Below are 22,837 nucleotides of genomic sequence, written 5' to 3' on the forward strand. Positions count from 1 at the left end.
GCTGATGCGTTGTTGGCACGTCGTTGGTACGGAGTGGTGTGCGGAAATTACGGGGAACCCGCGAGGGTCGGGTCAGCTCAGGCCACGGGGTCGGGGCACGTTTCCGGCGTCCACGACCCCGGTGCCTTCGGCGGCCCGGCGTCCTCGGCAGCGTCCACGTGCTCCACCGCCCCCGTGGCAATGTCGAACACCCCGCCCCGCAGCGCCAGTTGACCGTCGGCCAGTGCCCGGGCGACGGCGGGGTGGGTGGTGAGGTTGCGCAGCTGGGCGGCGACGTTGGCGCGTACGACCGCCGCCACCCGCACCGGCGCCGGAGCACCGGCCTCGGCGACGGCCCGCGCACGGGCCCGGGCGGCGTCGGCGTACCGCAGCCACGCGGCGGTGGCCGGAAGCGCGGCCAGGTCCTGCTGCTCGGCCAGCGCCGTCATCGCGCCGCAGCCGGAGTGCCCGCACACCACCGCCTCGCGGACGCCGAGATGGGCGACGGCGTACTCGATGCTCGAGGCCACGCCCTCGGCCCCCGCCCCGCTGACGGGTACGAGATTGCCCGCGGTACGGATGACGAAGAGCTCACCCGGCTCGCTGTGGGTGATCAGTTCCGGCACCACCCGGGCGTCCGAGCAGCCGATGAACAGGGTGTGCGGCCGGTGCCGGGTGGCCAGGCCGGCGAAGAGCTCCTGCCGCGCGGGGAAGACCTCCCGGCGAAAGCGTTCGTGCCCTTCCGCGAGAACAGAACCGGGGCCGTGACCGTGCATGGTGCCTTCCCTTCCGCCCCACCGGGGCTGACGGATTCCACCGTGCACACGCTGGACCTATAGAGTCCAAGACTCACTATCCATATGCGCTAAAGTCGCCATCAATACAGCCCGCTGACCAGCGAAGATCCGGCCCTCCGGTCGTTCCCGGGCCTGGGAAAACCGTCCGCACGCCCGGGCATAGACGTATAGAGGCGGACCCCACCACCCTGCACACCCCATCGCCCCCGCCTATAGTTCCGCCTCATGGCCCCGGAACTGCGTCACCTGCGCTACCTCCTCGCCGTCGCCGAGCACGGCACCTTCACCCGCGCCGCCGACGCCCTCCTCATCTCCCAGCCCACGCTCTCCCAGCAGATCCGCCAACTGGAGAAGTCCCTCGGCGCCCCGCTCCTGGACCGCACCGGCCGCGGCGTACGCCTCACCGACGCCGGCAGCGCCTACGCGCACTACGCCCGCCGTGCCCTGCGCGAACTGGCCGCGGCCGACCGCGCCGTCCTGGACGTCGCCGATCTGTCCCGCGGGCATCTGCGCCTGGCGATGACGCCGACCTTTACCGCGTACCTGATCGGGCCGCTGGCCCAGGAGTTCCACACCCGCCACCCCGGCATCACGTTGCAGGTGCGCGAGATGGCGCAGGACCGCATCGAGGCCGCCCTGCAGACCGACGACCTGGACCTGGGCATCGCCTTCGCCGGGTCCCACCTGCCCGGGATCACCGGTCAGCCGCTGTTCACCGAGACCCTCAGCCTGGTCACCACCGCCGGACACCCCGATCCGCCGCGCGGGCCTCTTCCCGTACGCGAACTCGCCGGCCAGCATCTCGCCCTGCTCAGCGACGACTTCGCCACCCGCACCCACATCGACGCCTACTTCACCGACCACGACCTGACCCCGCCCATCACGATCGAGGCCAACACCATCCAGGCCCTGACCGAAATCGTTCAGCGCACCCCGCACCTGGCCACGGTCCTGCCGGACGCCATCACCGACGACCACCCGCACCTGGCCCCCGTACCCCTCGACCCGCCCCTGCCCACCCGCACCGCGACGTTGCTGCGCCGCGACACCGCCTATCAGAGCGCGGCCGCCCGCGCGTTCACCGACCTGACCCAGGAAGTCATCTACGAACGCGGCTACCCGCACACGTGACCGCGGTGCGGCGCGGCCGTCACCGCACGTGGTGACGGGAAGTGGCGCTGTGCCCGCGGAGCTGCTCGCCGTGGCCGACGGTCGCGGCCGCCGCCGCGGCGCAGGCGATGAGGGCGGCGACCGCCGCGGCGACCATGATGATGCGTATACGTACGGTCATGGCGGGGCCTTCCGGCGCGGAGTTCCAGGATGTGCGCCCACCGTAGAAGCGCGGGGCGGGCGGCTTCTTGTGCTGAAGGTCCTACCCGTACAGGGCTTCCGTCCCTCTTCCGCGCGTCCCCTTTTTCCGTGGATCGGCCGGTATTCGCAGCGCCGCTCGGCGGGCGCCGCGAGACGCCGTCACCCGGGGCCGCCCCCGGCGCGCGGAGGACGGCCCCGCCCCCTCAGCGCGTCCGCAGCATCTCCAGCAGCATCGCCGCCGACCAGGAGAAGTTGGTCGCGTTGCGGCCCTTGCCGGTCAGGGGGTCGTAGTTCTCGTGGATGGGGGAGTCGCCGAGGAGCCCGTTCGCGCGGGTCAGCAGCCGGTCGGTGATCTGCCGCGCGTCGCGGTGGTGCCCGTACGCGCGCAGCCCCTCGACGGCGAAGTAGGCCTGGTCGAGCCAGACCAGGCCGCGCCAGTAGCCGGCCGGGTCGAAGGCGGGGTTGTCGCGCGCGACGGTCGGCATCGGCAGGTGGGTCGCGAACTGCGCCGTGTCGGTGAGCGCCGCCCGTACGCCGCTCGCCTGCCGCTCCGTGGCCGCCCGGGCCCACAGCGGCACGGCCCCCTCGATGCCCTTGCCCGCCCCGGTGCGCGGGCCGCCGCCCAGGGCGCGGTCGTAGAAGAAGCGGGTGTCCGGGTCGTACATGTGGGAGCGAATGCGCCGGCCCAGCTCTTCGCGTTCGCGCATGAGCCGGTCCGCATCGTCCTGGCGCCCCAGTACGCGGGCGGCCCGGACGAGGTACTGCTTCTCGGCGTACAGATAGCAGTTGAGGTCGACCGACTCCTGCCGCAGCGAATAGCCGACGGTCCTGCCGTCCTCGCCCTTGTTGGTGGCGATCGGTACGTCGTCGAAGCGCGGCGCGTTGTCCATCCCGCTCTCCCAGGCGGCCGCCTCCCGGCGCGCCTTGGCCGAGTCGTTGTCGGGGTCGACGGTGGCGCCGTACTCGGCCAGGCCGTTGCCGTCGTGATCCCGGTTGCGGTACCACCACGCGTGATAGGCGGTGAGCTTCGGATACATCCGGCGCAGGAATCCGGTGTCGCCGCCGCGCCGGTAGACCTCCCAGACCGCCCAGGCGGCGAGCGGCGGCTTGGAATTGCGCTCGTTCCAGTTGATGCTGCCCTGCCGCCGGTTGTTGTAGAAGATCGCGTCGGGGAGCATCCCGGCGTCCTGCGGACGGTGCGCCGAGTCCTCGGTGATCTGGTAGTCGAACATCGCCTCGATCGCCGTCTCGGCGAGGCGCGGCGCGAACAGCGCGGTGCCGACCGCCTCCTTCCACGTGTCCCAGGGCCAGGCGCCGCCCGCGAAGCCGGTGTAGCTGAGGGACGGCGTGATGATGTCCTTCTTGAGCAGACCGGCCGGGCTGCGCCAGTTGGTCAGCAGGGTCTGTACGGCCTTGGCCGCCGGGCGGCGGCGGTGCGGCGGCACCTGCGCCAGGGCTCGCGAGAGGTACCCCGACCAGCGGGTTTCGGTGCGGTCCGCGACCCGTCGCGGATGCTCCAGCGCCTCGCGTACGGAGCCGGCGTCGGCCCGCCGTTCGGCCTCGGTGAAGGTGTAACTCTCCGTCCAGGCGAAGACGGTGCGCGCGCCGGGGGCGAGGTGCCGGGGGCGGCGCGCGGTGGTGCGGTAGTGGTCCTCGCGGACGCTGGTGTCGACCGCGTCCGCGTGCCGTACCTCGAAGCGCGCCTGAGGGGTCGTCAGGTACTGGTCGTAGTCCCGCACCCGCGCGAAGCGCACCGCCACACCGCTGTCCGTGGCGTCCAGTTGGGGCGCACTGCGGATCGGCTCCTCGGTGTGCCGCAGCAGCGTGCCGGACCAGTCGGCGCGCACGCTGCGCGGCGCGGTGCCGCGGTTGCGCACCTCGGCGGTGACCAGCGCGGTGCGGTCGCTGGCGTAGCGCAGGGTAAGCGTGATCTCCAGCCCGTCGACGCTGCGGTGCTGGGTGAGCCGCCCCGGCTCGCTGTGCGCGCGGGGCGCGGGGTCTTCACGCAGGTCGACGCGTGTGCCGGTGCGCCCGTCGGTGAGCCCGAAGCGGGTGAAGGCGCGGCTGAGATACCAGGGGTATTCCTCGGCGAGATAGAGGGGTCCGCTGAATCCGAGCCCTGCGCCGAGGTGCTGCCGGTCGTCGGTCGCCGGGAGGCCGTACGCGTGCCAGGCACCCAGGTCGGTGAAGGAGTTGAGCGGGTTGTGCTCCGGGGGCTTGGCGGCGGCGGGGAAGCCGCGGAGGTCGAGGAGGTCGGTGAGGTCAGCGAGGTCGGTGCGGCTGGCGCCGGGGGCCTCCGGCTTCCCTGCCTGCGGTGAGGCGTACGCGGGAACCGTGCTCAGTGCGGCGGCCCCGACGGGCGCGAGCGACAGGGCGGTGAAGCCCCTCCTGGTGATTCCCGGCATGGTGCGGCTCCTTACCCGACCCGGGCCGGGCGCCGACCTCCGTCACGCGTCCGCCCCGACCTCATCGGCGCCCGGCACCTCGGCGGCACTGCCGGGACAACCTGTGTTCATGTTCTGAAAGGGAACTTATGTTTCTGATGTTGGCCGTGGCAAGAGGTTGATCGATCGCTGCGGGATGTGTGGGCGGGGCTGTCCGGTTTCGCGCTCACGGTGCGCGCGGTGGCTTTGAACAATGGAGCTTCCGCGAGGCAGGCCCCGGTGCGGGCGCGGGTGTGGGCGCGTGCCTGCCGTCAGTTGGTGCACGGGCAGTTGGCGCACGGACGGTTGGCGTACGGACGAGGAGCACCGCCGGCAGAGCGAGGAGTACGCGACGTGAAGATCGTGGTCATCGGAGGCACCGGGCTCATCGGCGGCAAGGTGGTCGGCAAGCTCACCGACCGCGGGCACGAGGCGGTGGCCGCCGCGCCCTCGACGGGCGTCGATACCCTCACGGGGGAGGGCCTCGCCGCCGCGCTGGCCGGAGCCCAGGCGGTGGTGGACGTGACCAACTCGCCCTCTTTCGACGCCTCAGCGGTGCTGGACTTCTTCACCACGTCCACCCGCAACGTGCTGGCCGCCGAGGAGGCGGCGGGCGTGACCCACCATGTGGCGCTGTCGATCGTCGGCCTCGAAGGGCTGCCCGACAACGGCTATTTCCGGGCGAAGCTGGCTCAGGAGAGGCTGATCAAGGCGGGAACGGTCCCTTATTCGATCGTCCGGGCAACGCAGTTCTTCGAGTTCGTCAGGGGCATCGCCGACACCGCGACCGAGGGCGAGACCGTACGCATCGCGCCGGTCCGCTTCCAGCCCATGGCGGCCGAGGACGTCGCCGAAGCCCTGTCCGAGACCGCCGTACAGCCCCCGTTGAAGGGCACCACGGAGGTGGCCGGCCCCGAGACGTTCCGCTTCGACGAACTCGTAGCCGAGGCTCTGGGCGCCTGGAAGGACCCGCGCCACGTGGTCGCCGACCAGCACGCCCGCTACTTCGGCTCCGAACTCTCCGAGCACAGCCTCGTACCGGGGGAGGGGCGGGCGCGTTTGGCTACGACCCGCTTCCGGGATTGGCTGCGCGGCTGAGGCTCCTCCTGGCCGGCACGACGGACCGACCACGAGAAGCCTCAACCGCCTGAGCTATCCGTCCTGCGGCAGGCCGCTCACTGCGACCGCGCCTCGTCCAGGTACTGATCCGCCCACGCACTGATGATGTGCGCCGCCCGCTGCGCCTGCCCCCGCGCGGTGAGCAGGTGGTCGGCTCCTTCGAGGGAGATGAAGTTCCGCGGGTGCCGGGCCTCCTGGAAGATCTCGGCGGCGTTGGCGACGTCGACCGTGGAGTCGGTGGGCGAGTGCGCCACCAGGAGCGGGAGGTCCACCTCCCCGATGCGGTCGCGCAGGTGGGCCTTGCGGACGTCCTCGACGAAGGCGCGCTTGAGGACCAGCGTCCGCCCGCCCACGAACCACTCGTGCTCGCCCTCGCTGAGGACGCGGTCCAGTACGGAGTCGTACTGCCGCTCCACGTGGCTCGGGTCGACGGGTGCGGCGATCGTGGCCAGCGCGCGCAGGCCGGCCATCTCGCGCGCGGCGGCGATCGCGGCGGCGCCTCCCCACGAGTGCCCGACCAGCAGGTCCACCGGGGTACCGCGCTCGGCCATGAAGGCCGCGGCGCGGACGGTGTCCTGCACCTTCACGGTGAAAGAACCGTCGCCCCAGTCGCCCTCGGAGTCCCCGATCCCGAGGTTGTCGAAGCGCAGCGTGCCGATGCCCTCGCGGGCGAGCTGCTTGCTGACACGCGAGGCGGCGGGCGAGTCCTTGCCGAGGGTGAACCCGTGCACGAAGAGCCCCCAGCCCCGTACCTCACCCTCCGGAAGGTCGATCACTCCGGCCAGTTCGGGCCCGACAACGCTCGGGAATCTCACTTTTTCATTCATGTGCTGGTGCTCACCTATGCAGAAACTGATCGGAGGACGGGACAGGACTGGTCGGAGGACGGGACTGGTCGGGGACAGGGGCGAGAGCGGCACCGGCCGGCGCGCCGGACCTTCGCCTGACCGCCCGCACCGCTGCTCCGTCCGTAAGCCTCTTACGAGGAGGCCGGCTCGGTGGCGACCAGCGCCGTGATCTCCTCGGCGAGGTGCTGGCCGAGCTCGCCCCAGCCGTCCTTGTAACCGTAGACGCCGGCCAGCGTACGGGCCTCGTAGTCACCGTTCATGATCTCAACGTCCGTGGCCTTGATCAGCCCGGGGTGGGCGACGCCGACGGCGGAGGAGACCTTCAGCAGCTCCTTGCGCAGGGTGCGCAGGTAGACGGCCGCCCGGGTGGCCTTCGAGGCCGGGTCCAGGCCGCGGGCCAGCCGCGGGTTCTGGGTGGCGATGCCGGTGGGGCATTTGTCGGTGTGGCATTTCTGCGCCTGGATGCAGCCGATCGAGAGCATCGCCTCGCGCGCCACGTTGATCATGTCGGCGCCCAGCGCGAAGGCGACGGCGGCGTTCTCCGGCAGGCCGAGCTTGCCGGAGGCGATGAACGTCAGCTCGTCGGTCAGGCCCTGCTCGGCGAAGGTCCCGTACACCCGCGAGAAGCCCATCCGGAAGGGCAGCGACACGGAATCGGAGAACATCAGCGGCGCCGCGCCGGTTCCGCCCTCGCCGCCGTCGATGGTCACGAAGTCGACCCCGCGGTCGCCGCGCGCCATAAGCGCCGCCAGCTCCTGCCAGAACTCCATCTCGCCGACCGCGCTCTTGATCCCGACCGGCAGACCGGTCTCGGCGGCGAGCAGCTCGACGAAGTCCAGCATCGAGTCGACGTCGTGGAAGGCGGTGTGCCGCGAAGGGGAGGCGCAGTCCTCGCCCAGCGGAATGCCGCGGATCTCGGAGATCTCCGGGGTCACCTTCGAGCCTGGCAGCATTCCGCCCAGCCCGGGCTTGGCACCCTGCGAGAGCTTGATCTCGATCGCCTTGACCGGCGCGCCCGCGACGACGTCCTTGAGCTTGTCGATATTGAAGCTGCCGTCCTCGTTACGGCATCCGAAATACGCCGTACCGATTTGCAGTACGAGATCAGCGCCATTCCGGTGGTACGGGGAAAGGCCGCCCTCTCCCGTGTTGTGCATCGCCCCCGCAAGCGCCGCACCCTCATTCAGCGCCGTTACCGCCGCGCCGGACAGCGACCCGAAGCTCATCGCCGAAATGTTCACCACGCTCGCCGGCCGGAACGCCTTGGCACGCCCGCGCGGCCCGCCGAGCACCTTGGCCGAGGGCAGCGGAGCCTGCGGGTCGTGCATATCGGGCAGCGCGCCGGCGAACGTACGCTGCTTCAGATACGCATGGCCCTGCATGTGCTCTACATCGTTGTCCGTCCCGAACCCGAAGTAGTTGTTCTCCTCCTTCGCCGACGCGTAGATCCAGCTCCGCTGGTCACGGCTGAAAGGCCGCTCCTCGTCGTTGGAGGTCACGATGTACTGCCGCAGCTCGGGACCGATCGTCTCCAGCAGATAGCGGGCGTGCCCGAGCACCGGGTAGTTCCGCAGCAGAGCGTGCTTCTTCTGGACAAGGTCACGGGCGGCCACGAGCCCCACGGCTGTCGCGGTGGCTGCGGCTATGCTCCGGGCGCGCATGGAACGTCCCTCTCCTCGGTGCTCGACCCCATCGCCGGGCGGTGAAGTCGTCGTCTCCTGTCGGGCGTTGGGCGGCGGGCACGGCCACGAATAGCGGCGCTGCTCACCGGAAAAACGCCAGGCGAGCATAGAGCTCCGCCGGAAGGGCCCGGGGGGCAGGGTCGCCAAGTGGGAGCGGAGTCACAGGGGCGAGAGGGCCGCCTCGCTCGTACGGTCTCCGCTTGGCGGACGGCGCGTCCGCTCAAAAGCCCGGCGGCACAACGACGCGACCGCCGCCGGGCTGCCGCCCCACTCCGGCTGACGGCGTACTTGGCGGAGCCACGTACCTGGACGGGACGGAGAGGAGGCCGTACGAATCCGCACGGCATCCTCCTCATCCTCCGTCCTGAACGCTTCACAGGTTTTCGTGCACGGTCTGCTCTTGCGCGGGCGGGGTCTGCCGCGTCGTGGGAAAGGTGGGTGTCGGAAGAATGGCGACTTCCGATGTGGCTTGCGCGAGTTGTTCCCTGGTGTCGACGGGGAGCGGCGGCGGCTTGCGTACGGGGTGGTCGAAGCCGAACGCGGAGGTGAGGTCGCCGAAGGTGTCGCGCCGCCAGGTGCTGATGTTGGGCTCCGCCACTTCCTTGCCGCGCGGCCGTCCAGCGTTCGAGGAAGCGCAGGCAGGAGGTGTGGTCGAAGGGCTCTCCGGCCACCCACCTCCCACAGTCCAGGGGAGATGATCAGGCACGGCACCCGGAAACCGCCGCCGATCGGCAGACCGCCCACGAATTCGTCCGCGGTGCCTTTCGGGGGTACGGGCGGGGGAACGTGGTCGAAGATGCCGTTCATTTTCATCGTAGTTGAGGATGAAGACGGTCTTGGCCCACACCGCGGGAGTCGCCGCGATGGCATCGAGTTTCTGCGCGACGAAGTGCGCTCCGGCAGCTGGCATGGCGTCGGGGTGTTCGCAGGCGGTGGAGGAGGGGAGGATCCAGGAGACGTCGGGAAGGCGGTCGTTGCGGGCGTCCTCCTCGAAGGCTCCTTCGGGCAGACGGTGCATTCCCCGTTCGTACAGCGGGCTCCCCGGCTTGGCTTCATGGAATTGCTTGAAGTTACTGAGCATGTTGGGGGTGCGTTGTCCTCGCCCTGGTAGACCTGCCAGATGAGGCCCGCTTTCTGGAGGCGTTCGGCGAAGGTGGTCCACTGGTAGAACGTGGGCGGGTGTTCGTTGCTGATGATCGGTCCGCCGCGGGTGCCGCCGGGGTCGATCGTCGCGGACATCCAGTGCGGCCGGTTGGGCCAGGTCGGCCCGAGCACCGAGCAGAAGTAGCTGTCGCAGATCGTGAACGTCTCGGCCAGTGCGAATTGGAACGGGATGTCGTCCCTCGCGTGATACCCCATGACGTAGGGGGGCGTTGGCTCCGTCGGCGGCCCGGTGCGCGGGCATCCACTGGTCCATCTTCCCCTGATTCCAGGCCTGGTGCTGCACTTCCCAGGCATGGCTGGTGGAGGGAATCGACTGCGCGCGCGTCCTGCGGGTATCGAGGCGGAAGGGCAGCAGATAGCCGTTGGGGTTCGCCGCGTCCGGCTGATAGAAAACGCTGCTGCCGTTCGGCAGTTTCAGAGCGTCGGGGTCACTGAATCCCCGTACACCGCTGAGAGTGCCGAAGTAATGGTCGAACGAGCGATTCTCCTGCATGAGCAGCACTACGTGCTCGATATCCTGAAGTGACCCGCCTCGGGGCCGCCCGGCCGCCACAGCCCGCCGAAGACTCGCCGGAAGCTGCGACAGTCCCCATCCGCGCCCGACTGGCCCCGCGCGGAAGCCTCTGCCGATTCATGCTCGTCATGTTCCCTCTCGCTAAGCGGATAGCCTTGAACGCCCGTACATGAACCAGGGTTTGCCTGGGGTGATGCGGCCGCGAGGCGTTGGCTGGTTTGAGACTCGTAACTGGCAATGGGGGCGGGCGCGGTCGTATTCGCGGGAGGGCCGCCGGTTTGAGCGTGAAATGGGGTGTTCCTGCGGTTTCCCAGTGACGTAGCGAGATGCGCTCCGTGTCCGTAACGCGGCGCCATCGAGACGTAGTTGAGGTTTCTGCTCGCTCAGCCTCGGGCAACCGGTGCAGACGCTCCCAGGACACGGCCACCGAGATGGCATGAGGGGTTCTGGGCCTGGTTTTTGCTTCTCGGTGGCGTCGGTAGGCGCTTGTTCGTGGGCGGGCTACGGCAGGGAACGGGTGCTGCCGGAGGCTTTTTGGCGGGTGAAGCCCTCGGAGGGTGTGTGAGGGCCGGCTGGCCGGGAATCCGCCTACGCCGTTCCGCAGCAGTTGTGGGTCAGTGGGTGCGGCGCTTCTCGAGGTGACGGCGGATCAGCACCGCGCCGGTCGCGCCGACCGCTGCCACGCCCGCCGCGATGCCGAGGGGGAGGGCCGGTGAGGGGCCTGCTGTGCGGTCGGCGCCGTTGCCGACCGCTCCGTGGCCTGTGGTGATGGGGCTGATGGAGGCGATGGAGCCCTGTTTGTCGAGAAGTATCCGCTTGTCGTTGGGGGGTGGAAGTCGAGCGTCTGCGTCAGTGGGCCGGCGTGTGCGTCGAGGGAGGCGTCGCCGAGGCGTCCTGTGTGCCAGTTGTCCTCGATGAACTTGGTGATCGAGGTCTGTTCGGTGGGGGTGTGGTCGATGGCGTTGACCTTGCTGTACGGGGAGATGACCAGCAGCGGTTGGCGGGGGCCGGGGCCGCAGCGGTCGGCGTAACCGCCGGCGGGGGCCGGTGCGTTCTGGCAGGCCGGGCTGTCGGTGGGCCTGCCGCCGGGTCCGGTCTGGGTGTCGCGGGAGCCGTTGTGGGGCGGGGTGTAGGCGTGGTCGTACCAGCCGTCGGAGTCGTCGTAGGCGATGACGATCGCGGTGTTCTTCCACTGGGGTGACTGCTGGATGGCGTTGATCTCCTGGACGAGGAAGTGCTGTTCGTCGACCGGGTCGGAGTAGGCGGCGTGGGCGTCCTGGTAGGCGGGGGCCTTGAGGAGGCTGACGGCGGGCATGCGGTCGTGGGCCAGGGCGGTGTGGAAGTCGGTGAGGTCGTAGTTGTGGTGGGCGGGGCCGTCGTGGCCGATCTCGCGCACGCCGGCGGGCGGCAGGTGGTGCGGGTTGGCCGTCGACTTGTAGTAGGCGAAGGGGGAGTGGTGCGGGCTGTAGTCGGTGACCTTCGTGCCGCCGGTGTTGGTGTGGGTGGTGTCGCACTTTGCGTAATGGCCCGGGTGGCCGTCCCAGGGGGTGCTGGGCCGGAATCCGCCCTGGAACCAGCCCCAGCTCACGTGGCGGGCGCTGAGGAGGTCGCCGATGTTGCGGCCGTGCGCCACGGCCACCGACGCCTTGCCGGTGTGGTCGTGGTCGGAGCACTCGTCGTAGGCCGGGTCCGGGTCATTGGTCATCGTGCCGAGCCCTTGTGCGTCGGGGGAGGTGACGGCGGCCGGGTCGGGGCGGGGGGTCTGCCGCGGGTGTTCGGTGGAGGAGGCGGGGTCGGCGGAGGTGATGCCGTGGGTCTGTCCGGAGATGAGGTTGAGGGCGCCGGGGGAGGAGGGGCCGTAGGTCGTACCGAAGGAGCGGTCGTTGAGGGCGTAGTGCTGGGCGTAGTTCCACAGCGCGGTGACGGTGTTGCCGTCGTAGTAGTCCATGACGAGACCGGGGCCGCCGAAGAGGGGGCCGGAGCACTTGGCGGAGCCGGTGTTCTCCACGAACCGGTCGGCGCGGCTCGCGTTGTAGGCGTACTGCTCGGCGCTGTAGGAGTGGTTCTGATCGCAGGTCATGGCCTGGCGTGGGGTGAGCCGTTGGGGCAGGTACCGGTTGGGGTTGTGCGCCAGGAGCCCCGCGGTGCGCAGGTTGTCGATGCCCTTGGGGGTGCTGGGGAGGGGTGGAAGGGTGTCCCGTCGGTGTTGGCGGCCTGGGGGTAGGTGGCGAAATAGTGGTCGAAGGAGACGTTCTCGTCGAAGAGGACGACGAGGTGACACCGAACGTGTCCTCGCTGCGTCCGGCCGATGCTCCGCACAGGTTCGGCGTTCGCCGCGCCCCGATGCTTGGACGCCGCGGCGTGGCGGACACTGACGGCGCTGCGCATGCCCGCTACAGCAGCTCTCACAGAGCGGGGAAGCACGGCCCGCCCCTGTTTTCCGGGGGTTGGAATGCGTGCCGCTCGCAACATGGCTGGCTGCTCAGTTCCAGCGGGCGCCCTTTGCTCTTAGCGTTCGCGGCCCTTTTCGGCCATCTCTCGTACTCAGGCCATCTGTTGAGTACTGGTACCCATGTGCCTCGCCTGCCTTCGGGCGCAACATGATTCCCCGTCAGCTACATCAGCAGTAAAGGGGGAACATGAAGAGCGTCGTACGACCACTCATGGCCGCCGGATTGACCACGGCACTGCTGTCCACTGTCGCGGGCGGCTCGGCCGGTGCTGCAACGGGCAGCGCCCTCGGGCCCACCGGCGATGCCAGGGCCAATGTCTCCGCGCAGGCGCAGACTCAGCGTGGTGACCGCATCAAGTGCGCGATCGAAACTCACCAAGCGCACTACTCGCATCACGCGGGCCAGAAGAGCCGTCATCGGGTCAACGTTGTCGCTGATGTGACCTGCGACAAGCCCGTTCCGCGGATTTCGATGGCCGTCGGCCTGTACAGGAACGGGAAGATCTACAAGCGCAGCGGCGTGAGGACCAACTACAACAAGGCGTTCTTGAAGCAGAATGCCTCGCGCCGCTGCGTCAAGAAGCAGAAGTACGCCGGGTACGCCAAAGCGTCCGTGCTCTTCCCGCCCGGCTACCACCCCCGGACCGGGAAGCTGGCCGACAAGGGCCCGGAGCGAGTGATCCGGAAGTGCAAGAAGGGCGGCTGACCTCCGGCGACCGCGTAGAACGCATCGCATATTGGCAGCATCACGGGCTGGCCACGCACGGGGCGTGGCCAGCCTGGCTGCTGTGCAGGGGCCTCAACGCCGTTTGCGGGGAGGCGGATTGATCCTGTCGCTGTCCTCGGTGACCGTGTCCCCGGGGTGCGCGGGGTAGGCCTCCAGCTCCGGGGCGTGCAGGAGTGCGTCGATGCAGGCGTGGGTGCCTCCGATATAGGTGGAGGTGAAGTCGACCTCCGTGGCCACGCACCATGCCCGGTCCTCGGGCCACCATAGATTCGGTGCCCGCCAGAACGGCACCTGGCCACCCCGATCCGGCCGTAGGGCCCCGGTCCCGGTCTCGGGCCTGCGGGGCGTGGCGACGGCACTCACCACCGACCCGTTCCCCTCGCCGTCACCCGATGGGAGCGGCCGCAGCGACGTACGGTGGACGGCATCCAGAGGCCCGGCGAGCAGGAACAACTCACGATCGGGTATCTCGAACCGCGCGGTCTCTCCGGGCGCGATCACCAGATGGCGCCACCCGGACCACACCCCGAACCAGCACTGCGAGCCCGTGCCCGTGTGCCCAGCCAGCACTCCGGCCAACTCCCGGGCCAGCGACAGAGGAAGATTGCCCTCCAACGGCTCCTCGTCCCACACTCCTGGCTGCGCATCCGCTCCTTGTGTGCCGACGATGTGGTCCCACTGCATCAAGCCGTGCGCCGTCCGCCCGTTCGCCTCAGCCACGTCCTGCCACCTGACGGGCACACTGTCCAGGCCCGCCGGATGCAGGATCCGTACGTACGCCTCGAACCCCTCCGGGACGGTGTCGCCCACCCGCCCCTGGAACCCTGTCAGCCGTGCTACCAGCCAGCCGGCAGCCGAGCTGTCCCCCACCGCGGTGTAATCCATCGCCCCATCGTGCCGCGCCGGCCCACAGACGCGAATCCAGTTTCGGATATCCACCTTCTGACAGCTGTGCAGCTGAGTGTGCCTCCTGCATGTGAGGGGGCGCTCCGGAGCTCGCCTGCGTGGTTCTGGCCATCTGGCTGTGAGTTGCTCCTCGTGCAGAGCGGTGGTGGTTTCAAAGAGCGTTGGGTGGCGTGTCGGTTGGTGCGGCTGCCTGCTGTGTTTGCGGGGGTGGGGTTGGCCTGCACTCAGGGTGGTTTCGCCTGCTGCGTCACATGCGGTGCTTCAGCCGTTGGTTTTGTGTGCTGTCGGGGAAGTGGCGCGTAGGTTGGCTGTGGGGTGTGCGGCGTGACGGTGTCTCATGTGGCCGAGTAGTGGGAATGTCCGAATCTTTGATGCTTGCTCAGAAGGGCTTTCCCGGCTGGTAACTGTCCAGGCCGGAAAGCTGCTCCCCGCGCCTGCGGGGATGGACCCTCCACCTGCCCCCACCAGGGAGCGGTCGCCCCCTGCTCCCCGCGCCTGCGGGGATGGGCCCCACACGCAGTTTCCGCTCGCGTGGGGCGGTCTCCGGCAGTTGACCGCCTGGAATGCCAGCGACGCACTGTCTCCTGCGGGCGCAGACCGACGCGCGAATTTCATCGAACGGCAAGCACGGTGGTGCGACAGGGGCGGGGGAGTGGCTGAAGCGCTCGCGCAACACGAAGCTGAAGGCCCCCAGCGCTGCGAGACACCGATGCGCTCGCCATCTGGGAGCCCCGCCGGGCCTGGCGAAGTGCCGGATCACTGCCGGGAGGGGGCGAAGACTTCGGGATCCGATCCGGGAGGACGCGTGGGCGCTCCACTATGGCCGGGCCTCACCTGCCGTGCGCGGTCGGGGGAGAGCGGCGAATGCCGGGCCGCCACCGGACTTTGGGCCCTACGGCCCGCGATGCACAACGGAGAAAGCAATGATCATGAGTCGCGCGAAGAATGGCGGTGGCAGTACTGCGTTGAGTCCGCCCTGTCGGCGGGCGCCGAGGCGGACCTGTTACGGCACCACGCATTGCCCCCGGCGCGGTGACTGCGCCCCTCTCAATCGAGATTGGATGAGGCTCCAGCGACAGTCGGCCAGCAAGGCGCGGTCGACAGGGGCGGGCCCGCGCGCCAGTCGGCGCCCGGCGCGGCCAGTGCGCGGAACACCGCTGCCCACCCGCCGTGGTTCAGCTACGACCGCGCTGGCCCCGAGACGAAGGGGGCGACCCAGTACATCGTGTTCGTGCCGACCGGAAGCCAGGCAGCGCCCGCCGCCGCTGACGAGCAACAGCCGTACGCCGTAGACGAAACGGGGCGGCGCCCACAGAACCCGCCCACCCGCGGACCGCTCTGAAGTCCAGCGGCCAGGCGCAGCAAGCCGCGCAACCCAGGCCAGAATCCGCGGCTGAGGACGCTCCGGCCCAGCAAGCGCACGGCGGGGATCGGTCTGGTCGAGCGGGTCGGCGCGTATTCCGTTCGGCGCGCTCATCCGCTGGAGCCGAACGCCGCACCTGTGCTGGTCTGCAGCCCCAAAGCCGCGGAGCAGATTTCGGCGGGACCACTCCCCAGCCAGGGGTAAAACTGACGGCAAGTCGAAGGGTAAATGCGGTACGGTCGGCGGCGGGAGGTGACGCATGCCCACGGAAGAAGAGCTCTTCGACGCGGTCGACAGCCTGCTGCAAGGCGAACCGCAGCTGCCGCCGCCGGAGGAGCGCGCCCGTCTGCGCAAAGCCGCCGGGGTGACACAGGCACGCTTGGCCAAGGTCCTGCGGTCGACCCCGCAGACGGTCAAGAACTGGGAGAGCGGCCGCTCCGAACCGCGCCCGCCCCGCCTGCAGGCCTACCAGCGCCTCCTGGACGGCTGGGCGGAGCAACACCCGCCCGAGGACGCCGCCCCGGGGACCTCCCCGGCCTCCGCGGCACCTTCCGAAACCCCGCAAGCCGCGTCGGCAGCCGCCCCCGCCCCCGTACAGAACCCGCCGCCGCGCTCCGCCGACGTCCAGCCCGCCCCCAAGGCGGCTCCCGCCTCCAGGCGCCCGGGGACGCAGAAGGCGGCCAAGAAGCCTGCGGCCGGCCCAACGGCGGACCGGCGATTCGAGCACGGGCCGCTGGCCGTCATCGATGCCGCCGCCGACGGGACCGTGGCTGCCTACTGCATCGGCGGACTGGTCCTGGACGTACCCGCCGTGTCCCTGCCCTCGCTCACCGAATGGGCGCTGGGCGAGGCCAAGCTGGGCGCACCGCGACTGGATGACTGGGGCCGGGATGCCGACCCGCTGCTGGTGCTCACCCAAGCAGCCCTGGAGCGCTACGGACTCCCCGCCCGCCTCTCCGCGGAGGAGCGCCTGGCCGGACGCCTGCCCGAAGACCATAAGGCCGTAAAGCAACTGACCCGCGCTGAGTGGAAGCTGACGCAGCGCGGCCTGGGCCCCTGGGCGCGGATCTACCGCCCGGCCGAGGGCAGCAAGCGCAACTGCGTGCAGCTGTGCATCCCCGCCTGGGACGCGCTGGACTCCCGCGCCTGGGGCGAGGCGGCGCAGCTGCCGCCGGCCGAACTGGCCCGGCTGCTGGGCACCTACGCCCAGCAGGTGCTCACCCCGCGCGGCTCGACCGCGGTGACCGGTCTGGAGCTGATGACCGCCCTGCGCCCCCCGACCCGGGCCAGCGCACCGGATGAGAGCGGTCAGCGGCACAGCACCTACAACCCCGGCTCCCTGGGCACCGAACCGGTCGACTGCGCCCCGTGCGAGGCGCCCGACGGCCACCCCCTCTTGGCGGACCTGCCCCGCTTCCACCGCCGCGGCCCGGAGGAGGCGCTGGATGAGGAGGCCTTCGACTGGGCCCGCGCGCTGACCGACGAAGAGTGCCTCAAGCCGCACGTCGTCGGCATCGATGTGAACCTGGCGTTCGCTGCGGCCGCCAACGGAGCCCTGGTCGGTCTGGGCGCACCGCGGCACGTGACGCGTCCCGCCTTCGACCCCAAGATTCCCGGCAGTTGGCTGGTGGACCTGTCCCACATCGACCTCTCCCGTGTGAAGGTCGGCAAGCAGTGGTCCCAGCTGGAAGGCGCGCTGCTGCCCAGCCCCTTCACTCCTACCGGGCACAGGCCCGAGGGGCCTGCCTGGTATGCGACGCCGACGGTGGAATACGCCCTCGAGCTCGGCTACGAGGTGCAGCCGCTGGAGGCCTACCTGCGGCCCGACAGCACCCGCTACCTGGACCGCTGGTACAAGCGGCTGCGGGATGCGTACGTGGCCACCATGGCCGACCTCGGCGTGGAATCCGGCAGCTCCCCGCGCGAATTCCTGGCGGCCATGGAGGGCTACAAGGAGCGCGACCCGCAACTGGCCGCCGTCGTCTCCGCCATCAAGGCCACCGTGAAGGGCGGCATCGGCAAGCTGCGCGAGCGCCCGCGCGGTGGCGGCTGGAAGCCCGGCCGGCCCTGGCCGGCCCTGGAGCGGCCCACCTGGCGGCCCGACATCCGCGCCGCGGTCATCTCCCGCGCGCGCACCGGCATGCACCGCAAGATCCTCAACCTGGCCGCGGCCACGGGGCGTTACCCGGTCGCGGTCCTCTCCGACTGCGCCGTCTACGCCGCCGACGGACCCAGTCCGCTGGATGTGCTGCCTTACGACACGGCAGGGAAGACAGTGCCGGGCTCTTTCCGCATCGGCGTCTCCCCGGGGATGGTCAAGCACGAGGGCACCCAGAGCGTGCTGTGGGCCGAGGGCGTGCGCGAGGAGTACGGCGCCGAGCTGAACCTGGCCCGCTACATCAAGGACGGCCAGATCGCGGCCGCGGACGACGGACAGTAAAGGGGCAGTCCCGGTGGTCTCCTTCGACGAGGGCCTGGACAAGGCGGTCCAGGGCGCCTTCACCCGTCCCATCCCCAAGACCGCACCCGCGCAGATGCGCTACCTGGTCAAGCAGCACAAGGGCTCCACCGGGCAGGTGGCCGCCCTGCTCGGCATCACCCAGCGCACTGTCGAGCGGTACGTGAAGGGGCAGATCAAGAAACCCCGCGCCGACCTGGCCGAGCGCCTGGCGGGCGAGGTGACACGACGCTGGCAGCCCAAGATCCGTGCCCAGGCCAAGAAGAAGGCCGCCAGCACCGACGGCCTCATGATCGACACCCGGGCCACCTTCGGCTACACCGCCGCCCCCGGCACCACCGATGAAGCCCGCCTGCGCCACCTCACCCTCGCCCTGCCCCCGCAGTACGCCGCCCGCCTCTTCGAAGCCCAGGACCGGGGCGCGGGAGAGGAGCGGCTGCGGCAGATCGCCGCCGAAGGGCTCGGCCACGCCTACTTCCGCGACGGCGGCCGCCGCGCCCACGACCTGAGTGTCGAGCTGCGCCACATCGAGCACCTGGAGTTCGAGCTCTAACAGCATGCCACCCCACCTCGCGCCCCCACCGTCTCACCTAGGGTGCGGCTTATGGGGAGACGACATCGGGTGCGCCGTTTGAAGATGGGGGAGACCTGCTGGCTGTGGTCTGCGCGGCACAGATGCGGCGGCGGGTGCTGCGAGGTGCTCTCGCTGCACCGAGATGAGCTTCCAGCGACGCTGCGCCTCATCTTCCGTGCAGGGCCTGACCGTTTCATCGCCGACGCCCTGCGTCCCACGGGCTCCCTCAGCAACGGCAGTACCGCCCTCAACCTGCATGAACCCGGCGTCGTCCGGCTGTTCATCGACGAGGCGGTGGCACACGGGGCCGTACCGGGAGCGTGCGAGGAGAAGGAGACCGACGGCTGGCCCTTCTTCGACCGCCTCATCGGCCGCGCGGCCCCCGGGCGGCACCACGCCTGAACGGCGGGGGCGTCCGGCAGGCGTTCAGCTCCACCGGTTGAACAGCGAGCCGCCCAGCAGGGCGGGATGTCAATAGCCTCCTGTGCCACGAGGAGGCCCTGCCACAGCAAGGTCAAGGGGCAGACACGGGTTGGGCCCACTCCACGCCCAGCTCAGCGAGCGCGGCCCGCTGCTGGGGGGTGAGCTTCTCCCACCGGCTCTTGGTGTTGGAGATCCACACTCCCAGCTTGATGGACACGGGCTGCTCCCCGCCGTCCAGGACGAGGTCCTCGGTATGGCCTCGGGGCACGCGGTGGGTGCCCTCACGGGCGATGTACTGCGCCAGCGCCGTCACCCCGCGCTGGAACGCCGCCGGCATCCTCGCGCCCGGGTGGGCGGACGTGGCCGCGGGAACGGGGTCGGCGGGCTGGAGCCCCAGGGCGGACAGCCGCCGCCGCTGCTCCTCCGACAGCTGCCCCCAGCCGCGGGTCTGCCGCCGGATCCACCGCCCCAGGTCATCGCCGTCGAAGAGGACCCCGGGTGCGATAGGGGGCAGCACCCCGCCGTCTTCGTCAGCGGCGAGATCGGCGAGTACCCGGTAATGGCGCTGCCAGTCCAGCGGCCAGGGGCAGTCCCATTCCGGGTCGATGGCGGTCAGCTGCTGCGCGCGCTGCGCCGCCCGCCCGGGGGCCTTGCCCAACCCGCCCTTGCGGCGCAGGTTGGCCATGTACCGTCCGACCGGCACGGCCTCTTCATCGGTCTGGCCCCACACCGCGTCCTGGCGCGGGGCCAGATGCCCGTGGGCGCGCCGATAGGAGCGCAGCGCCGCGAGCTTGGCCTCCCAGGCCTCCTCGCCCGGTTCCCAGACCATGCCCTCCTCATCCAGAGCCTCCTTGCGGTGGCCGTCGAGGCCTCCGGCGCGGTGGGCCTTGCGCTGCTGATGCACCCACCGTCCCAGGGGGAAGGTGGTGACGCCCAGTTGGACTTCGGCGTCGTAGGGCACCGCATACAGCCCCGTGATGCCGTGCTCGCTGCGCCAGCGGCGCAGCGCCTGGAGGCCCTCCAGCCACACCAGTGACTCGGGACGGTAGACGCGGGCGCGCAGGAACGCCGCGATGGTCGAGGCGTCGCGCGGGGTGGAAAAGTGCAGAAGCGCCCTCTCCTCCGCCTCCTGCCCCGCCCCCTGTTCCGCGTCCTCGGCAGGGATGATCCGCCCGTCGTCGTCCCGCTGCACATGGAGGGTCTTCTCCCGCGGACTACGAGTGAGGGCACGGGAGGCGAGCTGCTCGACCAGGTGCTCGTCGTGGGCGCGCAGCCCCTGCAGCACGGAGACCAGCGGCGCGAAGCTGGCGCTGGCCACCATGTCCTCCGGGTCCTCCTCGGGGGAGAGGAAAACCGGCACGATGATCCGCGCCGTCTTCTGTGTGCCGTCGGGATTGGGGCGCAGTGCGCGGCCGATGTTCTGCACGATCTCGACCTGGGAGCTGCGCGGGTCGGCGAAGCAGACCGCCTCCACCCCGCGCTCGCCCACGATGTCCACACCCGCGCCCAGCACCCGCACCGAGGCCAGGAACGCGCGGTGTACCCGCCTGTAGCCGTCATCGATGCCGTTGGCGAACTGCTCCAGCACCGAGCGCCGCTCGGTCACCAGATGGTCGCCGCACAGCCACTGCGACCACAGCCGCTGCGATGGCACATGGCGGCCCTCCTCCAGCTCATACGGCCGGGAGCCGAGCGGAGAGGCCGGCAGCGCCGCCGCGGCAGCCACGTCCTGCTCGGGCGTCTCCTGCGCATACAGCGCTGCCGCGGTCTTGGGCAGCTGCTCCGCGAACGCCCGTGCCTCCTCGACCTGCTGGTGGAAGGTCATGCAGGTCTTGATGTTGTACTGCGCGGCGTGCTCGAGCAGTGCGGTCTGCAACAGCGCCAGCCGCCGCCCCCGCCGCGCCTCCTCCTCTTCCTCCTCGCTCTCGAGGGGATGGGGGTCGCGGATCTCCAGCACGTCGATCTCGAAGGGGGCGAGGATGCTGCGCTCGATCGCCTCCGACAGCCCCAGTTCGTAGATCCACTCTCCGTAGGTGCCGTTGGAGCCGGAGTCCATGGAGGCGATCTCCACATCCGCCTCGCCCTGGCCGCGCACCGGCCGCGGCGCGGCCAGGATCCGCGGCGTGGCGGTCAGATACAGCCGGAAGTCCACGGGGATGCGGGCGTTGTCGTGGATGGCCGACCAGGCCTGCTCCACATCGCCCGCCGTCATGTGCGCCTCATCCACCACCGCGCAATCGAAGGCCGCCAGCTGCTGCCCGTACAGGTCCTCCCCGCCGGCCAGTGCGGCCTCCAGGGGCCCGGGCACCGTCTGCTGTCCCGATGGATCCCACGGGTCCGTGCGCTCGACCAGCGAGGCGTAGGTGGCGAAGACCACCACCGGGCCAGAACCCGCCCACAGCGCCAGCTGGATCGGGTGCGTGGTGGTGCGCACCCCCAGCTGCTGCAGGACCGGGTCGCTCTCCAGCGAACACACCGCCACCATCGGGGCGTTGTGGCCCACCTGCCGCCAGGCCCGGGCGGTCTGCACCAGCAGATCCAGCGTGGGCACCATCACCAGCACCCGCCCGCGGGGGAAGCGCTCCAGCACCGCGGTGGCGGCCGTGATGGTCTTCCCGGAGCCGGTGGCCGAGACCAGCGTGGCCCGCGTCCCGCCGGCAGGCACGGGGCGGCCTGCGGGGAAGCCTGTCCAGGTCCGGATCTGAGAGGTGGCTTCGACCTGGTGCTTACGAAGCTGCACTCCGCGCTTCATCCGTACTCCCTGCGCCGTGGCCGGGGTCTCTGCCGGGCACACATGGTGGCCGGACTCCCCGCGGCGTTGCTTGTTCATTCGTCGGCGCGCTGCCTGGCCACTCCCAGTGCTCTGGGTTACTCGCGCAACGCGCACCCCGCTCGCCCAAGGATGCTACGCGTACAAAGCAGCGTGGCGACGAGCGCGCGTTTTGCGCCCGGCCAGAGGTTCCAGCCCGTGGTCGGCCAGGAGAATGCAGAGTGCGAGAAGAACGCAGGAGCAGGGAAAGACACTTCAGCCCTCGATATCGAACAGGGACCCGCAGACCTACGGACTGCGTGCGGACGAATTCGACATCACGCGGCCCCCACGGCCCCATCTGGCGTTTGGCCACGGGCCGCACCGCTTGTGTAGGCGCGGCGCTGGCCCGGCTGGAGGCACACGTGGCACTGTCCGCGTTCTTCACCCGCTTCCCCCGCATCCGGCTGGCCCCGGAGGGGGAGTTCCCGCGGACGCAGACCTGGATCGCGAAGGGCACCGCGCGGTGCCCGGTGTTCCTGTGAGACGCGCGTCAGACGGGTCCTCGGCAGGCTGACCCTGCCCCCGCCTGTAGGCCGGTGTGGAGAGGCCCCGTTTCGGAGAGAGCCGGAGCGGGGGGCCTCTTGGCGCTGACTTTGGCGTTGGCCGATTCGCCAACGGAGCGGCGGCCGTAGTCTCGTACGCAGGCGATAGTGCCCCACGGGTTGCGCTGCTGGGGCAAGGGCAGGGCGTCGGGGATGATCTTCGTTGTCTGCTTCTCGCACCCGCGGAATGGACTCAAGCGCTTCACGCGGTTGACGGAGGAACTGGGCTGCTCCCCACACACGGGGGCATGGATCCCGTGCCTGGTGGCCAACGACGCATGTAGAGGCTGGGCTCTGTGCATTGAGGGTGTGCGTAGGCTGGATCTGGTGTGCGGTGTGTTGGTGTCTTATGCGGCTGTGTGGTGGAAGTGTCCGAATCTTTGATTGTTGCTCAGAACGGCTTTGCCGACCGGTGAATGCCCTGGTCGAGAAGACTGTTCCCCGCGCCCGCGGGGATGGGCCCTCCGAGCCTCGCGTGATCCTCGAAAGGACCATCTGTTCCCCGCGCCCGCGGGGATGGGCCCTCCTTGCGGACCCCGCTGTCGCCGCCTCCTGACTGTTCCCCGCGCCCGCGGGGATGGGCCTCCGGCCGCGCTCTTCGCGCTGCCCGTGGTGCGCTGTTCCCCGCGCCCGCGGGGATGGGCCCCGGCGAGCCCGTACTGCTCATACAGATGGGCGCTGTTCCCCGCGCCCGCGGGGATGGGCCCGCCACGCAGCGAGCCGCGAATATCCCGACGCCCTGC

At 70.2% G+C, this 22,837-nt stretch carries 14 protein-coding genes, 1 pseudogene and 1 CRISPR repeat array (1 of these 16 only partly in view); of the genes and pseudogenes, 6 read left to right on the plus strand and 9 right to left on the minus strand.

Features of this window, described 5'->3' with window-relative positions; translation table 11 throughout:
* Positions 1-77 precede the first annotated feature (77 nt).
* Entirely contained in the window at positions 78-755 is a 678-nt protein-coding gene (locus tag ABEE00_RS07580; protein ID WP_345744486.1) for a carbonic anhydrase, read from the minus strand.
* Positions 756-1,001: 246 nt separating this feature from the next.
* Here ABEE00_RS07580 and cynR point away from each other — a divergent pair, with 246 nt between their 5' ends.
* Positions 1,002-1,907 carry a transcriptional regulator CynR gene (cynR, locus tag ABEE00_RS07585; RefSeq protein ID WP_345744487.1) on the plus strand — a complete coding sequence of 302 codons (906 nt, stop codon included), beginning with the start codon at positions 1,002-1,004 and terminating at the stop codon, positions 1,905-1,907.
* A gap of 19 nt (positions 1,908-1,926) precedes the next feature.
* Here the strand turns inward: cynR and ABEE00_RS07590 are convergent, their stop codons facing one another.
* Both ABEE00_RS07590 and ABEE00_RS07595 read right to left on the minus strand, forming a co-directional pair.
* On the minus strand, positions 1,927-2,067 hold the full coding sequence (locus ABEE00_RS07590; RefSeq protein ID WP_345744488.1) for a hypothetical protein: 141 nt from the start codon (positions 2,065-2,067) through the stop codon (positions 1,927-1,929).
* A 223-nt stretch (positions 2,068-2,290) separates the two neighbouring features.
* Complete coding sequence (locus tag ABEE00_RS07595; RefSeq protein WP_345744489.1) at positions 2,291-4,492, minus strand: MGH1-like glycoside hydrolase domain-containing protein; 2,202 nt, start codon at positions 4,490-4,492, stop codon at positions 2,291-2,293.
* Positions 4,493-4,864: 372 nt separating this feature from the next.
* Between ABEE00_RS07595 and ABEE00_RS07600 the strand changes: the two genes are divergently transcribed.
* Positions 4,865-5,608 carry an SDR family oxidoreductase gene (locus ABEE00_RS07600; protein WP_345744490.1) on the plus strand — a complete coding sequence of 248 codons (744 nt, stop codon included), beginning with the start codon at positions 4,865-4,867 and terminating at the stop codon, positions 5,606-5,608.
* A gap of 77 nt (positions 5,609-5,685) precedes the next feature.
* Here the strand turns inward: ABEE00_RS07600 and ABEE00_RS07605 are convergent, their stop codons facing one another.
* The 4 genes and pseudogenes from ABEE00_RS07605 to ABEE00_RS07620 all read right to left on the minus strand — a co-directional run bounded on the left by ABEE00_RS07605 (position 5,686) and on the right by ABEE00_RS07620 (position 11,917).
* A complete protein-coding gene (locus ABEE00_RS07605; RefSeq protein WP_345744491.1) occupies positions 5,686-6,444 on the minus strand; it encodes an alpha/beta hydrolase family protein in 759 nt (252 codons plus the stop codon).
* A gap of 164 nt (positions 6,445-6,608) precedes the next feature.
* Positions 6,609-8,138: an FMN-binding glutamate synthase family protein gene (locus ABEE00_RS07610; RefSeq protein ID WP_345744492.1), complete on the minus strand. Its 1,530-nt coding sequence runs from the start codon at positions 8,136-8,138 to the stop codon at positions 6,609-6,611.
* A gap of 394 nt (positions 8,139-8,532) precedes the next feature.
* Positions 8,533-9,954 (minus strand): annotated as a pseudogene (locus ABEE00_RS07615) (alkaline phosphatase family protein).
* 532 nt (positions 9,955-10,486) lie between these two features.
* On the minus strand, positions 10,487-11,917 hold the full coding sequence (locus ABEE00_RS07620) for a phospholipase C (protein ID WP_345744493.1): 1,431 nt from the start codon (positions 11,915-11,917) through the stop codon (positions 10,487-10,489).
* Between the two features lie 559 nt (positions 11,918-12,476).
* Here ABEE00_RS07620 and ABEE00_RS07625 point away from each other — a divergent pair.
* Entirely contained in the window at positions 12,477-12,995 is a 519-nt protein-coding gene (locus tag ABEE00_RS07625; protein WP_345744494.1) for a hypothetical protein, read from the plus strand.
* A 93-nt stretch (positions 12,996-13,088) separates the two neighbouring features.
* Here ABEE00_RS07625 and ABEE00_RS07630 read toward each other — a convergent pair whose 3' ends face one another.
* Positions 13,089-13,901 (minus strand): hypothetical protein, encoded by an 813-nt coding sequence (locus ABEE00_RS07630; RefSeq protein WP_345744495.1) that lies wholly within the window; start codon positions 13,899-13,901, stop codon positions 13,089-13,091.
* Between the two features lie 1,643 nt (positions 13,902-15,544).
* Between ABEE00_RS07630 and tap the strand changes: the two genes are divergently transcribed.
* The 3 genes from tap to ABEE00_RS07645 all read left to right on the plus strand — a co-directional run bounded on the left by tap (position 15,545) and on the right by ABEE00_RS07645 (position 18,719).
* Positions 15,545-17,725 (plus strand): telomere-associated protein Tap, encoded by a 2,181-nt coding sequence (gene tap, locus ABEE00_RS07635; RefSeq protein ID WP_345744496.1) that lies wholly within the window; start codon positions 15,545-15,547, stop codon positions 17,723-17,725.
* A 13-nt stretch (positions 17,726-17,738) separates the two neighbouring features.
* On the plus strand, positions 17,739-18,296 hold the full coding sequence (tpg, locus tag ABEE00_RS07640) for a telomere-protecting terminal protein Tpg (protein ID WP_345744497.1): 558 nt from the start codon (positions 17,739-17,741) through the stop codon (positions 18,294-18,296).
* A 69-nt stretch (positions 18,297-18,365) separates the two neighbouring features.
* A complete protein-coding gene (locus tag ABEE00_RS07645) occupies positions 18,366-18,719 on the plus strand; it encodes a hypothetical protein (protein WP_345744498.1) in 354 nt (117 codons plus the stop codon).
* A 112-nt stretch (positions 18,720-18,831) separates the two neighbouring features.
* Here ABEE00_RS07645 and ABEE00_RS07650 read toward each other — a convergent pair whose 3' ends face one another.
* Positions 18,832-21,492, minus strand: a complete 2,661-nt coding sequence (locus tag ABEE00_RS07650; RefSeq protein ID WP_345744499.1) for a DEAD/DEAH box helicase — start codon at positions 21,490-21,492, stop codon at positions 18,832-18,834.
* 1,036 nt (positions 21,493-22,528) lie between these two features.
* A CRISPR array of direct repeats spans positions 22,529-22,837; the repeat unit is 28 nt; unit sequence CTGTTCCCCGCGCCCGCGGGGATGGGCC; it runs 85 nt beyond the window's last position.

It is taken from the genome of Streptomyces odontomachicola (assembly GCF_039605595.1).
GTDB lineage: Bacteria > Actinomycetota > Actinomycetes > Streptomycetales > Streptomycetaceae > Streptomyces.